We start from the raw sequence: 14,906 nt of genomic DNA, 5'->3' as shown, positions 1-14,906 counted from the left end.
CGCCGACGGCAACATTCTGATCACCGGAAACGCGGTACCACCCCGCTTGATGCGGCCCTCACTGTTGTCCAGTGACGGCCACATCCGCTTAAGACCGGCGATGACGGGCCGGACCCGTCCGGCTCTACTGGGCGCGCTGAACGCTGTTCTTCCGGAGTGCTCCCCGGTGATGGCCGGATCGCAGCACGTATGGGCAAAAGTATAACCCCACCGCCACGCAAAGTGGCAGTGGGGTTATGGGTGCAACTGCTAGGAGCTATATCCGTCAGCCGGGGCCGCGGACTCCTGCGAGTTGAGGTCCTCGAGCTGGGACTCCAAGAAGGTCTTGAGGCGAGTGCGGTACTCGCGCTCGAAGAGTTCCAGTTCTTCGATGCGGGACTCGAGAGCAGACTGCTGCTCGCGCACCGTGGTCATGATCTCGGTGTGCTTGCGCTCAGCATCGGCCTGCAGCTCAGCGGCACGCTGCTCAGCGGAGCTGATGGTCGCTGCGGAGCGGGCGTCTGCGTCGGAAATCATCTGCTCTGAACGCTGGCGGGCGTCCGTCACAGTGGACTGCGCCTCGTTGCGGGCGTTGGTCAGCATCTCTTCAGACTGGTTCTTGGCAGAGGTGACGGTCTCTTCTGCTTCCCGACGCGCCTGAGTCAGAGTCGACTCAGCCTCATCGCGGGCGGAGGTCAGCGTCGACTCAGCTTCCTCGTTCGCACTGGAGACGGTGCGCTCGGCGGTGTCGCGAGCCTCGGTCAGCATCTGGTCTGCGTCGCGGCGGGCGTCGCCGGTGACGCGGTCCGCGGTCTCCTGAGCCATCGACAGCACCTGCATTGCCTGAGCGGCGCCGGAGCTGGATGCGGCCGGAGCAGAAGCCTCCTGGGAGGAAGCCGACACTGCCTCAGCTGCAGCCTCTTCAGCGCGCAGTGCACGCTGCTCAGCGGCTGCCGCACGTTCCTCGGCCTCACGGACGCGGGCATCGGAGTCAGCGCGGACGCGGGTGGACTCGGAGGACGCGCGGTCCTCGTACTCAGCCCGGAGTTCAGCTTCGATGCGGGCTCGGAGGGCAGTCTCGTCGACCTCCGGAGCGGAGGACGCCGGAGCGGCACTCACCGGCGCAGACGAACCTGCGGCGGTGGCCTCATCGAGGTCACGCTCAAGGTCGTCGACACGGAGTCGCAATTCTGCGTTCTCGTCCTGGAGTTCGCCGAGCGCGTGCTCTACGAGATCCAGGAACTGATCAACTTCGTCCTCGTTGTAGCCGCGCTTGCCAATCGGCGGCTTGCTGAACGCGACGTTATGCACATCAGCGGGAGTCAGCGGCATTGGAGAGTTCCCCTTTACGTTGATAAAAATTAACCTTGAACATTTGTGCGATCAGTGTCAACCGGTTACTGAGAATTTGCGACCACGTGTCTCATGGTACTTACCCATCATCCGAACAGACAATAGATTCGTTACATCAGCTATTAACTGGCTTATGATCCACTCGATCTTTCGTCATTCTAGCCCTTTTCGTTGTCCCGCACATAGGGGCCAACAAGCAGTGCTTTTGTTATGAACTTCTGCGGTTAAGCGAACTGCATGACAATCATCCTGAGAATCATCAGAACGAAGAACAGCGCCAGCACAGAAAGGTCAATGCTGACACCGCCCATTGGCATGGGAGGGATGAGTCGACGTACCAGCTTCACCGGCGGGTCTGTGATCGTAAAGACCACTTCACCTATCGATGAAAACACCTTCCCCGGTCGCCACTGCCTGGAGAATGACGCGATCATCTCCATGATGATGCGGGCCAGCAGTAGGTAGGTAAAGAGCAGGAGGACGATGTTCAGGATTCCAAAAATTGCTTGCACGTCTTCCCAGCCTAGCCGGACAGGGCGCTACGTCGACCGGTGCCCGTCGCCGACATGTCGACGCCTTCCGGCAAAAGCGTGAAGGAAGTGCCCTCTCGCTCGATCTTTCCGCACAACGCGAAGGACATGCCTGCCGCGAAATCGAGGTAGCGCTTGCGCTCCTCCGGCGCTAGATCCACCAGATCGAAAGTCACGATGTCGCCTTCGCGGAATCGCTCGCCGATCTGACGGGCCTCTGAGTACTTAGCCATGAAGGAGGAACTCGGCTTGAAGTACACGTGCTTCGGCACAACCGGGGTTTCCATCGGCGGCAGCGGAGCCGGAGTCAAAGGCTCGGGATTATGGCGGTAGCCACGCGGCTCGTCGTACTCGACGTAGTCATCCGAGTACCGGTCGTCCGCGTATCGGCCACCGCGATCGTACTCGTCAATTTCGTCGATGTAGCCCGGTTCATACTGACGATCATCGATCGGGTTGAGACCGAAGAATTCCTTGAACTTCTTCATTGATTCCGCCATGTCAATCCTTCAATATAGTTTCTGCCTGAATGGGGCCAGTGGCTCCAACGTACCGTTCACTCCAGTCGCACGAGAGATCCGACACACCAAACGTACCCAATTTTTCAGGTTTTCCGCAGAATCAGCGATGTGACACCCATCATTCACCCGTTAAAACAGACGACAGATTTAGTCGTCGAGAACGATCACTCCTGCGTGGCGGCCGGTAAGCCCCTCCCGGCGGTAGGAGAAGAACCTTTCGTCAGTGATCGTGCATGGCGTCATGATGTCGACCGACACAACTCCAAGATCGCGCAACTGACGTTGCACTCCTTGTCGGATATCCAAACCGGGGGTCTTATTCAGCGTTAGCGTCCGAGAGCCTGGAAGATGCTTCTCGACGTCCGCAGCCATCTCTTCCGGCACCTCATACTCAGCGCCACAGGCGGCAGGTCCGAGAAGTCCATGGATCTGCATTGGCACGGCGCCAAGACTCTGCATAGCCTCAACAGTCTTTTTAACCACTCCGTCTCGAGCGCCTTGGCGACCGGCGTGAGCCGCGGCAATAACTCCGACGGTCTCGTCCCACAACAGCACCGGCACGCAGTCAGCCACCAGGACAGTCAAGGCGATACCGGGAACATTCGTAACAATGGCATCGGTGTCGGCCAGGGGGCCGTCCGGAAGGGACTCAATGATCTGCACGTTCGTCGAGTGCGTCTGTTCCATCCAGACGAAGCTCTCTTCGGGCAGGTTGAGTCGCTCGGCAAGACTCGCCCGATTACGGGCGACGTCTTCAGGCCGGTCCCCCACATGCTGCGCGAGGTTGAAAGAACCGAACGGTTCCGCGGAAAACCCGCCGGTGCGGGTGGTCATTACCTTGCGCACACGACGGGCGTCGTATCCTGCACTCACATGAATCCCGGGAGTCCGAGTCCGTCGTCGTCCTCGTCCTTATCCTGACGAGTCGGCTGGGGACGCTCCGGCTTGCGGCCCTCCTGCGGCTCCCACAGACCTGGGTTACGCGGGGCCGGCTTAACCTCCGGCTGCGGGGTGAAGGAATTGGAGCCTTCTCCCCCGCCGAAGATGCCACCGCTGCTAGCCGGTGCACGCTCATCATCGAGGTGGTGCTTGCCACCGTTGTTCTGCTCAGGAGCAGGTGCCTCCTCCTTCTCGGCGGCCGGGATTCGGACCTGCTCCGGCACGCGGCCGGAGGCGGAGTCGTCGAAACCGGTGGCGATGACGGTCACGCGGACTTCGTCGCCCATGTTCTCGTCGATGAAGGAACCGAAGATGATGTTTGCATCCGGGTGCGCACGCTCGGTGACCAGAGTCGCTGCTTCACTGACTTCGAGAAGTCCGAGGTCGGAGGCAGCAGCGAAGGAGATGAGGACGCCCGTGGCGCCGTCCATCGAGGTCTCCAGCAGCGGGGAGTTCACAGCGATCTCTGCGGCGGTGAGTGAACGGTTTTCGCCGCGGGCGGCACCGACACCCATCAGGGCGGAGCCTGCTCCACTCATCACAGAGCAGACGTCCGCGAAGTCCACGTTGACCATGCCCGGGGTGGTGATCAAATCAGTGATGCCCTGGACACCATTGAGCAGGACCTCATCAGCGAAGCGGAAGGCCTCCATCATGGAGACGTTCTTCTCGCTGATCTGCAGCAGGCGGTCGTTCGGGATCACGATGAGGGTGTCGCAGGCTTCCTTGAGTGCTTCGATGCCCTCGGTGGCCTTGCGGGTACGGCTGTTGCCCTCGAAGGTGAAGGGCTTGGTGACGACGCTGACGGTCAGCGCACCAGCCTTCTTCGCGATCGAAGCAACAACGGGGGCAGCACCGGTTCCGGTACCGCCGCCTTCACCGGCGGTGACGAAGACCATGTCCGCACCTTCCAGTGCAGCCTCAATCTCGTCCTTGTGGTCCTCAGCGGACTTACGGCCAACCTCAGGGTCGGCGCCGGCACCGAGTCCACGGGTGGCCTCACGGCCGATGTCGAGCTTCACGTCAGCGTCCGAGAACATAAGTGCCTGCGAATCGGTGTTGATCGCGATGAACTCGACGCCCTTGAGTCCTTCCTCGATCATGCGGTTCACGGCATTGACGCCGCCGCCGCCGACTCCTACGACCTTGATTACGGCGAGGTAGTTATTCGGGGAGGTCATGTAGGTGCTCGCCCTTCCTTACATTGTTCGGATTTTGTGCCGGGACTATCTCTCGGCCCATCTTTCAGCATTTCCAGGCTGTGTAACAGGATGCCGGTGATGTGGCGTGTCGCCACTCTAAAGTTGAGCTTTAGGGATGGAGAACCATGCTCCACATCCCCGTCGAGACAACAATAGAACTCTAGCGTGAAGCTGGCCGCTCGGGGTCCGAGACGTTCCAATGAGGTTCTTCACGCGTTAAAACCGCCCGCGCTGCCAGCCCTTTTTCCCTCGCATTGTCCGAGGACCCGACGTACACCGTCCGGTCTCCGTGCAACACCAGTGTCATATCCCGTGGTCCTGGAGCGTCGACGAGGAAAACTTGATGGCGGACTTCCTCTGGAAGCGCCTCAAGTACCTCTAGAGCCTCAGGAGCCACATTTTCGGCCTCTTCTGGGTCCATGCCCGCAAGTTCGACCGCGCCCTCTGGTGGTGGGGCCACCACGAGCGGTACGCCATCAGTCGAATAGAGCAGTTCCCCATCCGGGGTCCGCACAAATAGCCCAACAGCATGTTCTTGCACTTCGATCTTCACCGTCGACGGCCACGACCGGTCGACAGTGACCCGTTCGATCCACGGCTCAGCCGCAATCGCTCGGGCAGCATCTTCAGTGGGGATCCGTGCGAGCTTCTCCCCCTCCGAGATTCCGGACGCCTCGATCACCGATTCCGCACCGGAATTATCCGCTCCGATGACCTCGAAATCTCTGACCTCGGCCGCGGGAGTAAACCACAGGATGATCCAAGCAAGTAGAGCGACGACCGCGGAGGTGGCCAGAACAACGAGCACACCGGTGCCCGTCGACCACCGGAACCGAGGGGACTTCGTCACTGAAGAACCTCGAGGATCTCGTCCGCAAGCATGGTGACGGTACCCGCACCGATGGTGAGGATCACGTCATCTGGACCCGCGATCTCGCGCACGCGCTCCGGGACATCTGCGAAATGGGGCTCATAGACAACCGGGACGGTGACCGAATCAGAGATCAGGGTTCCGTCGACGCCCGGGCGCGGTTCTTCCCGGGCACCGAAAATATCGAGAGCCACAACGAGATCGGCCGTGGACAATGCCTCGGCGAACTCAGCGGAGAAGTTCTCGGTGCGCGAATACAGGTGCGGCTGGAAAACCGCGACCACGCGCCCCTTGCCCGCATCCTTCACCAGATCACGCGCGGCGTTCAGTACTGCACGGACCTCGGTGGGATGGTGAGCGTAGTCGTCGAATACTCGCGCTCCGGCGAACTGCCCGTTTTCGACAACACCGTGGTAATCGAAACGGCGGCGCACACCTGTGAATTCCGAGAGGCCACTGGCCATCCGGTCTAGGTCTGCACCCACACAGCGACCGGCGACGAGAGCCGCCAGTGCATTGAGCGCCATGTGACGGCCCGGCTGCTGGAGTTGGAACACCACGTCCTCACCGAGAACCTTGGCAGACACCTGCGCTCCGCCACCGGTGCTGGTCCAGCCATGTAGGACAGCCGCAACCGGAATCTCCGGGTACTTATCGGCCCACTCCTCGCCGCCATAACCCACAACCCGGACGCCCCGCGCCAAAGCACGGATACCCAACTGTGCAGCACGGTCATCCTCGAGGCAGACCACAAGGGTGCCACCGGGGATAATGCGATCCGCGAAGTCGTCGAAGACCTGGTAGTACTTCTCCGGGGTTCCGAAGAAGTCGAGGTGGTCCTCCTCGACATTGGTCACCACAGCTACCTGCGGTGCGTAGGTGAGCAGTGAGGCGTCAGACTCATCTGCTTCGGCAACGAAGACATCTCCGGTGCCGTGATGAGCATTGATACCGGCACGGGACATCAGTCCGCCGACGGCGAAGGACGGGTCAAGGCCCGCCGACTGAAGTGCGGCCACAGCCAACGATGTCGTTGACGTCTTACCGTGGGTGCCGGCGATCAGGACGCCGCGGTAGCCGTCGAGAAGCATTCCTAGAACATCGGAGCGCTTGAGCACCTCAATCCCCTGCTTCTTTGCCTCAGCCAACTCCGGGTTGGTGTCGGGGATGGCGGCGAAGGAAACGACGACGGCGTCGGGAAGCGATCCTGACGCAGTCAGGTTCTCTGCGGCATGACCGATCTCAATGGCTGCCCCCATTGCGCGGAGACCGACGACCGCTCGGGACTCCTTGACATCCGAGCCGCTAACCCTGACACCGCGGGACAACAAAATGCGAGCGACACCGGACATCCCGGCACCGCCGATCCCGATCATGTGGACGCTCTGCGGGAGGTCCGGCGAAGACGTTGCGTTGCTCATTGGTAATCACCTTTGGTTCAGCGGTAAAGGGTGGGGTCAGACAGAATAACCGGCAAGTTCCAGCACTCGCCGGGCGATGACATCAGCGGCGTCACGGGAACCGGCTTCAGCTGCAGCGGCAGACATCGAAGCGATGAGCGCCGGGTCCTGCAGCATCGGCAGGATGTCCTGCTCGACCTTCTGCGGAGTCAGGTCAGCGTCATCAATGATGATTCCGCCACCTGCGGCTACCACGGCCGAGGCGTTCAAAGCCTGCTCACCGTTGCCGTGCGGAAGCGGGACATAAACGGCTGGCAGACCGGTTGCCGAAATCTCCGCGACGGTCATAGCACCGGAGCGACACACCGCCAGGTCCGCCGCCGAGTACGCGAGGTCCATGCGGTCAATGTACGGCAGTGCGACGTACGTACCGCCGCCGGGAGACTGGGTGAACTCGATCGTATTCTTGCGGCCATGAGCGTGCAGGACCGATACGCCTGCAGCTGTGAGCGCCTCTGATGCGGCACTGACCGCATCGTTAATACTCCGGGCGCCCTGGGAGCCACCAGTAACGAAGAGGACGGGGCCTTCCTGCGGCAGACCGAAGAAATCACGTGCCTCGGCGCGAGTTGCAGCGCGGTCCAAGTGGGACAGCGATGACCGCACAGGGATGCCGACGACCTCAGCTTTGATGCCCGAGCCCGGCACCGCTGCCAAGCCCTTGCCGCCGAGCCAGGTGCCAAGCTTGTTGGCAAGACCAGCGCGGGCGTTGGCCTCGTGCACAGCGAAGGGGATCTTCTTCCCTGCCCGGCAAGCCGGATATGCGGGGGCGGAAACGTATCCACCGAATCCGATGACAGCGTCAGCACCGACATCCTTATAGATCGAACGAGTCTTGCGCACGGCGTTGAGAACCCGGAACGGCAGCTTGATCAGATCCACATTGAGTTTGCGCGGCACTGGCACCGGAGGAATCATCCGAAGTTCATAACCGCGGGCAGGCACGAGGTCGCCCTCCAAGCCTCGCTCGGTACCGAGGGCGGTAACACGCGCCTCGGGCACCAGCGTCCGAATCGCGTCGGCGACGGCAAGCGCAGGCTCAATGTGCCCTGCGGTGCCACCTCCGGCTACGACGATCGACGGTGCGTTGTCCGTTCCTGAGGTCACCTTCTGCTCCTGCCCTGTCCGTTATTTCGTGTGCCTTGTCGTGGGTCCCGCCGGCGTGGCCGGTCGAGGTCGACTCCGGTGCCGCCTCTGACGTCATTGTCGTAAGTGACGGGCTTGCCGAAGCGCTGCGGTTCGCGGTGCGCCCGTGAGCGTCCATCTCGGACGCTGCGCTGTTCATATGGCAGCGGTTCCGGGACGCGAAGTACTCGGTCCACAACGGGTCGACCGGAGGTTTGCATCGCAGAGATCGACTCAGGTTCGTGGCGCGCACATGTCGCGAGCATTCCCATCGAACCGATCGTGATGATCGCGGAGGTACCACCGGCGGAAATCAATGGCAGCTGAATGCCGGTGACCGGGAGCCAGCCGACGACATAACCGATGTTGATGAACGCCGACACTACGACCGAGGTGGTCAGCGTGGCCGCGAGCAACCGCAGGAATGGGTCCACCTGCTTCATTGCGATGCGCAGGCCTACCCATCCGAGCAGTCCGTACAGGACGATCACGAGTGTTGCGCCCAGGAAACCAAGTTCCTCGCCGATGATGGCGAAGATGAAGTCATTGTTAGCTTCCGGCAGGTAGAACCACTTCGCGCGGGACTGCCCGAGGCCAACTCCCGTCAACGAGCCATCCGCGAGGGACAAGGTGCCCTGATAGACCTGATAACCCGGCCCGCGAATGTCGCTGTAGTTAAGGAAGAAGGTGTCCAAGTACGTAAGGATTCGCTGGGAGCGGAATCCCTCGAACAAGATCAACAGCACGAACCCGATAATGCCAACGCCGGTGAGCAGCGCGATCGCCTTGCCTGGAAGTCCAGTACAGACGGTCAGTGCCAGCGCGACCACCGAGATCACCACGACCATGCCGAGATCCCGCTGGACTGCGACAAGAAGAATTGTGGCCAGCGCACCAGCCGCGAAAAGACCGTAAAGCTCGCCGAAGGTCGTTGCCTTGCGAAGGCGGTCAGCCAGCACCTTCGCTCCCCACAGAGACAGTGCGATCTTCGCCAATTCCGAAGGCTGTAGCCCCACACTCCCGACGCGGATCCACTGCTGCGCACCCCATTCGTCCATACCGGTGCCCACCACGAGCACGGCCACGAGGGCGATCAGCGAGATGACCATCATCGGTGTCGCCAGGGCCTTGATAGCACGGATGCGCACCTGCAAGACGATCCAGAAACCGATGAAACCGAGGACCACCATCACGGCCTGGCGAATAAACACGCCCCAGACACTCCCCGACTCTTGGCCGGAGGTTGCCATCGACGCAGACAGAACCATGACTAGGCCGATCCCGGTGAGGACCACCGTGATGCCCAGCAGCATGAAGTAGTCGAACAGCGGGCGGGCAGTCTGATCCGCGACGAAATCGCGGAACCTGGTTCGCTTGCCGGACGGTGCGGACATGGCTTACCGCCTCTCCGTGGCCTCGGTGTGATTTTCCGCCATGGTAGCCAGAACCGCTCCCTCAGCGAAGAAATCGCCACGCTGAGACATGCCGGTGAACATGTCCAGGCTTGCTGCGGCCGGAGCAAGCAGCACGGTCGACGTTGCCGCAGCGGCTGCCGCGGCGGTCGCCTGGATCATCGACTGACGGGGGTCAGTGTCCGTAATTACCGTCACCGGCAGATCAGGTCGGACCTCTGCCAATGCATCGGCGATCTGCTGTGCGTCAACCCCGAGCAGAACAGCTGAGTTCATGGAATGCGCATGCTTCGCGACGAGGGGACGAATGTCTGCGCCCTTGAGCTGGCCTCCGCCGACCCACACGAAATCGCTCAGCCCGGTCATCGCTGCGTCTGCAGCATGGGGGTTGGTCGCCTTCGAGTCGTCGAACCACACCACGTCTGCCGAGCGGTGCACAATCTGGCCGCGGTGAGCCTCGACGGTAAACGTCGATAAGCCCTCAGTGATCTCTTCTGGCGTCAGGCCAACAGACCTGGCCAGGGCAATCGCTGCAGTGCCGTTGAGCTGTCCGCGGATCCCCGGCGGCTGCAGGTGATCAGCGGCGGTGATCGCCAGACCATCGGGATCATCAGAAAAAGCCCGATCGACGACCTGACCATCTTTGATCCCGACCTGCCCTGGGGCCGGCTCACCTGCGGTGAAACCGACGACCTGCGGCGCGAGAGTGCCTGCTTCGCGGAGCTTCCCGACGGTCTCAGCCACCATCTGGTCATCCGCACCATAGACCGCAACCTCACCCGTCAAGGCATTTGCCTTGTCCAGGGCATAGTTCTCGAAAGAACCGTGCCAATCGATGTGATCTTCAGCAAGGTTCAGCAATGCGCCCGCATCGGGGTGCACAGTCGGTGACCAATGCAGTTGGAAACTCGACAATTCAGCAGCGAGGATCTCCACGCGATGAGGCGCAGTCAACGCGGTGTGCAGGGGCACACCAATGTTGCCGACAGCCAGTCCGCGCGGACCAAGGATTGCGGCAAGCATGCCGGTGGTCGTCGTTTTGCCGTTGGTACCGGTGATGACGATCCAAGTGCGAGGATCTCCCCACACACCATCGGCATCGCCGGCTCGTGCCAAGGAGATCTCGCCGACGACCGGAACTCCGGCAGCATCCGCTGCAGCGAACAACGCCGAATCCGGGCGCCACCCCGGGGAGGCAGCGATGAGACAGACCTCAGTCAGGTCGGCAGCGGCCTCAGCGGTGGTGCTGAATGAGACTCCGAGAGACAGGGCCCGCTCGGTGTTGTCGTCGACCACGGTGATGTTGGTGGCTCCGAGATCCTTCAGGATCGCGACGATGCCGGCACCGGACACTCCGGCTCCGGCCACCAGGATATGGCCACCGGAACGGACGAGATCTACTAGGGCGCTCATCAGAACAGCCCGGAGTCAACCAGCCAGGCACCGTAGAAGATGACAAAGCCAAGGATGTTGAAGATTGCGGCGATGAGCCAGAACCTAATGACGACCGTGGTTTCGGACCACCCCTTGTGTTCAAAGTGGTGGTGCAACGGAGCCATGAGGAACACCCGCTTGCCGGTAGTCCGGTACGAGATGACCTGGATGACGACGGAGAGAACTTCCATGACAAACAGGAAACCGATGATGACCATCAGCAGCTCAGTCTTGGTGACGAAGGAGAGGCCTGCGACGAGACCACCCAGTGCGAGCGATCCGGTGTCGCCCATGAAGATCTTCGCGGGGTTGACGTTCCACCACAGGAAGCCGAGGCAGGCACCAAGACCAGCGGTAGCCAGGAATGCCACATCCAGCGGGTCACGAACGGAGTAGCAACCGAGCTCGACGCCGGTGTCGCAACTATTGCGGAACTGCCAGAACGTGATCAAAGAGTAGGTAGCCAGCAGCAGCGCCATCGAACCGGCGGCAAGACCATCAAGTCCGTCAGTGAGGTTCACCGCGTTAGTCCAGCCCGCGATGACGATGAAGACGAAGATCAGGAAGATGATCAGGCCCAACCACATCGGCCCCGGAGCCAGGTTCACCGTCGCGATATCTCGAACAAAGGAAAGGTTCGTGGTTCCCGGGGTCAGTCCCTGGTCATTGCGGAACTGAAGGATGAGGACACCGAAGAGGATCGCCAGGGTGGCCTGACTGATGAGCTTCTGGGTCTTGTTCAAGCCGAGGTTGCGGCCCTTAAAAACCTTGATGAAGTCATCGGCGAATCCGATCAGACCCATACCGACGGTCAGACCGAGGACCAGCAAACCAGAGGCGGTTGGGCCGGTGCCGGTGGTAATCACTCCCAGCAAGTGGGCGGCGAAATAGCCGCCGACGATGCCGGCGATGATTGCAATACCACCCATCGTGGGGGTGCCGCGCTTACGCAGGTGGCTCTTGGGCCCGTCTTCGCGGATCTCCTGGCCGATACCGTCAGCGGAGAACCGCTTGATCAGCACCGGTGTCAGGAACACCGTCACAATGAATGCGACGACGCCGCTCATTATCAGCTGGGTCACTTGCCTGCCCCTTCATCCTGGGAAATCTCGTTAAGTAGCCCGTCTGCCACGCGCCAGAGGCCATCCGAGTATGAGGCCTTGACTAGGACGACATCGCCCGGTCCGGCTACCTCTGCGAGGCGGGACACGGCCCCGTCGCAGTCGGAAACAACCTCATTGTTTATACCTGTATCCAAAGCTGCCAGATGCAGTGCCCTAGCCCCGTCGCTGTCTCCGACGGTAAGGAGCATATCGACGCCCCGGTCCACCAGCACCTCAGCCAATGCTCGGTGTTCTTTCTCTGTCTCATCGCCGAGCTCCGCCATCTGCCCGAGGACGGCGATCGAGCGGCCGCCTTCGCGCGTCTGCGCGGTGCGGACAAGTGCGTCCACCGCTGCTCGGACCGAATCCGGGTTGGCGTTGTAGGAGTCGTCGATGACAGTGACACCGTCAGCGCGGTCACGGACATCCATGCGATGCACGGATGCTGCGACGTGGGAGGACAGCGCATTCGCTACCTGTTCTACCGGCAGCCCGGATTCGATTCCGACTGCGGCAGCAGCAAGCGCGTTCGGCACCTGATGTGCACCGAAGACCTGCAACTGCACCGGGCTGGAGCCGGTGGGGGCGTGCAGGGTGAAGGACGCTCTGGCCCGACCATCAAAGTTGATGTCGGTCGCACGGTAATCCGCCGGCCCTTCCACAGAGAAGAACACCACGCGGGCCTGAGTGCGAGGTGCCATCTGGGCCACCAACGGGTCATCTGCGTTTAGTACCGCGACTCCCGCATCTGCGGGCAAGGATTCAATCAGTTCGCCCTTAGCCTGGGCAATAGTTTCTCGAGAACCGAACTCTCCCAGGTGTGCGGTGCCAACGTTAAGCACTGCCCCGATCGTCGGCGGAGCGATCTGAGCCAAGTGCGCGATGTGGCCGACTCCCCGGGCGGACATTTCCGCCACCAAGTAGCGGGTGTCGTCGGTGCACTGCAGGACGGTGTACGGGTGGCCGATCTCGTTGTTGAACGAGCCTTTCGGCGCGACCGTCTCTCCCTCCGTGCGGAGCACCGTAGCGATCATGTCTTTGACTGAGGTCTTGCCGGCTGAGCCGGTGACTCCAATGACGTCGAAGTTGCAACCGGCGCGAAGCTTGTCCACGGTCTCACGAGCAAGCGCTCCCAGCGCCTTCAGTACCGCTGCCCCAGAACCATCTGGGTCATGCGCGAAGGCGTCCGAGTTTGTCTCCTGCGGACCGAGAGGTTCCACAACGCAGGCCGCAGCGCCAACAGGTCGAGCAGCCAGAGCCATTGCGGCCCCGGACTCGACGGCACCGGCGGCAAAATCGTGTCCGTCAACTCGTGCTCCTGGCAGTGCCAAGAAGATCGAGCCCTCAGTGATCCTGCGGGAGTCGAACTCGGCTGGCCCGATCACCTGGGTGTCGGGGTCGATGTCATGGAGGGTCCCTCCGGTGATGTAGGCAATATGCCGAGCCGTCATCGGAATCATTCCGGCCTGCCCTTCAGCGCTTCGCGCAGTTCGATTCGGTCGTCGAAGTCGTGAACGACCCCGGCTACTTCCTGTCCGGTCTCATGTCCCTTGCCTGCAACAACCACCGCGTCGCCGGTGCGAGCTTCCGCGACCGCGGTGCGGATTGCCTCGGCTCGGTCTCCGATGTTGTGAATTTCGGAGTCGGTGTTGGCATCAACCGCGCCGTCGTACAGCGCCTGCCGGATCGTCTCTGGGTCCTCCGACCGGGGGTTGTCATCGGTGATGATGACCACGTCAGCGCCCCGGACTGCTTCCGCGCCCATCAGTGGACGCTTCGTCACGTCGCGGTCTCCGCCGGCTCCAACAACCGCGATGATGCGGTTCTTCGTCTGTCCACGCAGGGTATCGAGCACCGCTCCGAGCGCCGCTGGCTTGTGCGCGTAATCGACTACCGCGAGGAAATCCTGCCCACAGTCGATACGCTCCATGCGTCCGGGGACGGAGACGCGGCCCATGCCCTGACGAGCCTGTTCCGTCGCGCATCCAATCGCCTCGAGCAGCGCCCAAGCCACTGCGGCGTTGGAAATATTGAAGGCACCAGGCAGAGAGACTTCAATCTCTTGCTTCCCGACGTCCCCTCCCAACTCCACATGCTGCACACCATTGTCCGCAACCCACCCATTGATCACGTGCCAGGTGGCGTCGGGAGAAGTGACGGAGACAGTAGCGACTGTGACCCCGTCGCTTGTCGCGCGCTCTGCCATCTGCTGGCCCCATGCGTCGTCGACGCAGATGACCGTCTCCGGTGCGTGTAGCGGAGAGGCCGGGTCGAACAACAGTGCCTTCGCCTCGAAGTACTCGTCCATCGTGTCGTGAAAGTCCAGGTGGTCCTGGGAGAGGTTCAAGAATCCGGTGGCATCGAAGTGGATGCCGTCAACACGGCCAAGCATGAGTGCATGAGAGGACACCTCCATCACCACATGAGTGACACCTTCATCTACCATCGTTCGGAACAGACCGTGGAGGGCTGGGGCTTCGGGCGTCGTGAGCTTGCTGGGGACCTTTCGCCCGTCGATGCGGGTGCCGGTTGTGCCAATGAGTCCGACCTTGCGGCCGGCGGCCATCAGCGCGCCCTCAAGCAGGTACGTGGTGGTTGTCTTACCGGAGGTTCCGGTGACACCGATGACCGTTAGCTCCTTGGATGGACTGGCGTAGATCGCATCCGATACAACTCCGAGGACTGCTCGGACGTCGTCGACTACGATCGCCGGCTGGCTGTTCCCCGACGCACGCATAAGCTCCAAGCCTTCGTTGTCAGTGAGCACAGCAGAGCCTCCGGACTGGCCTGCGTACGTCGCGCCATGAACCCGGGTGCCCGGGACCGCGGCGAAGAGTCCTCCCTCGGCGACCTCCTGAGCAGAAATAGCGATCCCACCGGTGACGGCTGTCGCTCCCGCGTCCACGGGATCGACAGAGCCGCAGGCGACTGCGGCAAGTTGGTCAATCGTCAGACTCATCGGTTCTCCTCGTTCATT

At 61.6% G+C, this 14,906-nt stretch carries 13 protein-coding genes; all 13 read right to left on the bottom strand.

Annotated elements, in window-relative coordinates:
• Positions 1-249 precede the first annotated feature (249 nt).
• Positions 250-1,311: a DivIVA domain-containing protein gene (locus tag YWU_RS0113650; RefSeq protein ID WP_027020897.1), complete on the bottom strand. Its 1,062-nt coding sequence runs from the start codon at positions 1,309-1,311 to the stop codon at positions 250-252.
• A gap of 245 nt (positions 1,312-1,556) precedes the next feature.
• Positions 1,557-1,844, bottom strand: coding sequence for a YggT family protein (locus YWU_RS0113645; protein ID WP_027020896.1), 288 nt, complete (start codon positions 1,842-1,844; stop codon positions 1,557-1,559).
• 11 nt (positions 1,845-1,855) lie between these two features.
• Positions 1,856-2,362, bottom strand: coding sequence for a cell division protein SepF (locus tag YWU_RS17725; RefSeq protein ID WP_051260391.1), 507 nt, complete (start codon positions 2,360-2,362; stop codon positions 1,856-1,858).
• A 168-nt stretch (positions 2,363-2,530) separates the two neighbouring features.
• Positions 2,531-3,217 (bottom strand): peptidoglycan editing factor PgeF, encoded by a 687-nt coding sequence (pgeF, locus tag YWU_RS0113635; protein WP_051260390.1) that lies wholly within the window; start codon positions 3,215-3,217, stop codon positions 2,531-2,533.
• A gap of 35 nt (positions 3,218-3,252) precedes the next feature.
• Positions 3,253-4,503: a cell division protein FtsZ gene (ftsZ, locus tag YWU_RS0113630; protein WP_027020894.1), complete on the bottom strand. Its 1,251-nt coding sequence runs from the start codon at positions 4,501-4,503 to the stop codon at positions 3,253-3,255.
• A gap of 181 nt (positions 4,504-4,684) precedes the next feature.
• Positions 4,685-5,374 (bottom strand): cell division protein FtsQ/DivIB, encoded by a 690-nt coding sequence (locus YWU_RS17100; protein WP_051260389.1) that lies wholly within the window; start codon positions 5,372-5,374, stop codon positions 4,685-4,687.
• Positions 5,371-6,816 carry a UDP-N-acetylmuramate--L-alanine ligase gene (murC, locus tag YWU_RS0113620; protein ID WP_027020893.1) on the bottom strand — a complete coding sequence of 482 codons (1,446 nt, stop codon included), beginning with the start codon at positions 6,814-6,816 and terminating at the stop codon, positions 5,371-5,373. Before murC ends, YWU_RS17100 begins: the two co-directional genes overlap by 4 nt.
• 36 nt (positions 6,817-6,852) lie before the next feature.
• On the bottom strand, positions 6,853-7,962 hold the full coding sequence (gene murG / locus YWU_RS0113615) for an undecaprenyldiphospho-muramoylpentapeptide beta-N-acetylglucosaminyltransferase (RefSeq protein WP_027020892.1): 1,110 nt from the start codon (positions 7,960-7,962) through the stop codon (positions 6,853-6,855).
• Positions 7,959-9,374 carry a peptidoglycan glycosyltransferase FtsW gene (locus YWU_RS17095; protein WP_051260388.1) on the bottom strand — a complete coding sequence of 472 codons (1,416 nt, stop codon included), beginning with the start codon at positions 9,372-9,374 and terminating at the stop codon, positions 7,959-7,961. Before YWU_RS17095 ends, murG begins: the two co-directional genes overlap by 4 nt.
• A 3-nt stretch (positions 9,375-9,377) precedes the next feature.
• Positions 9,378-10,805 (bottom strand): UDP-N-acetylmuramoyl-L-alanine--D-glutamate ligase, encoded by a 1,428-nt coding sequence (gene murD / locus YWU_RS17090; RefSeq protein WP_051260387.1) that lies wholly within the window; start codon positions 10,803-10,805, stop codon positions 9,378-9,380.
• On the bottom strand, positions 10,805-11,908 hold the full coding sequence (mraY, locus tag YWU_RS0113600; protein ID WP_027020891.1) for a phospho-N-acetylmuramoyl-pentapeptide-transferase: 1,104 nt from the start codon (positions 11,906-11,908) through the stop codon (positions 10,805-10,807). The genes murD and mraY overlap by 1 nt, the downstream gene beginning before the upstream one ends.
• On the bottom strand, positions 11,905-13,389 hold the full coding sequence (locus YWU_RS0113595) for a UDP-N-acetylmuramoyl-tripeptide--D-alanyl-D-alanine ligase (protein ID WP_027020890.1): 1,485 nt from the start codon (positions 13,387-13,389) through the stop codon (positions 11,905-11,907). The genes mraY and YWU_RS0113595 overlap by 4 nt, the downstream gene beginning before the upstream one ends.
• Positions 13,386-14,888, bottom strand: coding sequence for a UDP-N-acetylmuramoyl-L-alanyl-D-glutamate--2,6-diaminopimelate ligase (locus tag YWU_RS0113590; RefSeq protein ID WP_027020889.1), 1,503 nt, complete (start codon positions 14,886-14,888; stop codon positions 13,386-13,388). Before YWU_RS0113590 ends, YWU_RS0113595 begins: the two co-directional genes overlap by 4 nt.
• Positions 14,889-14,906: the final 18 nt, after the last annotated feature.

This window comes from Corynebacterium sputi DSM 45148 (genome assembly GCF_000427865.1).
Taxonomy (GTDB): Bacteria; Actinomycetota; Actinomycetes; order Mycobacteriales; family Mycobacteriaceae; genus Corynebacterium; species Corynebacterium sputi.
This window is presented reverse-complemented; position numbering and strand designations above follow the sequence as displayed.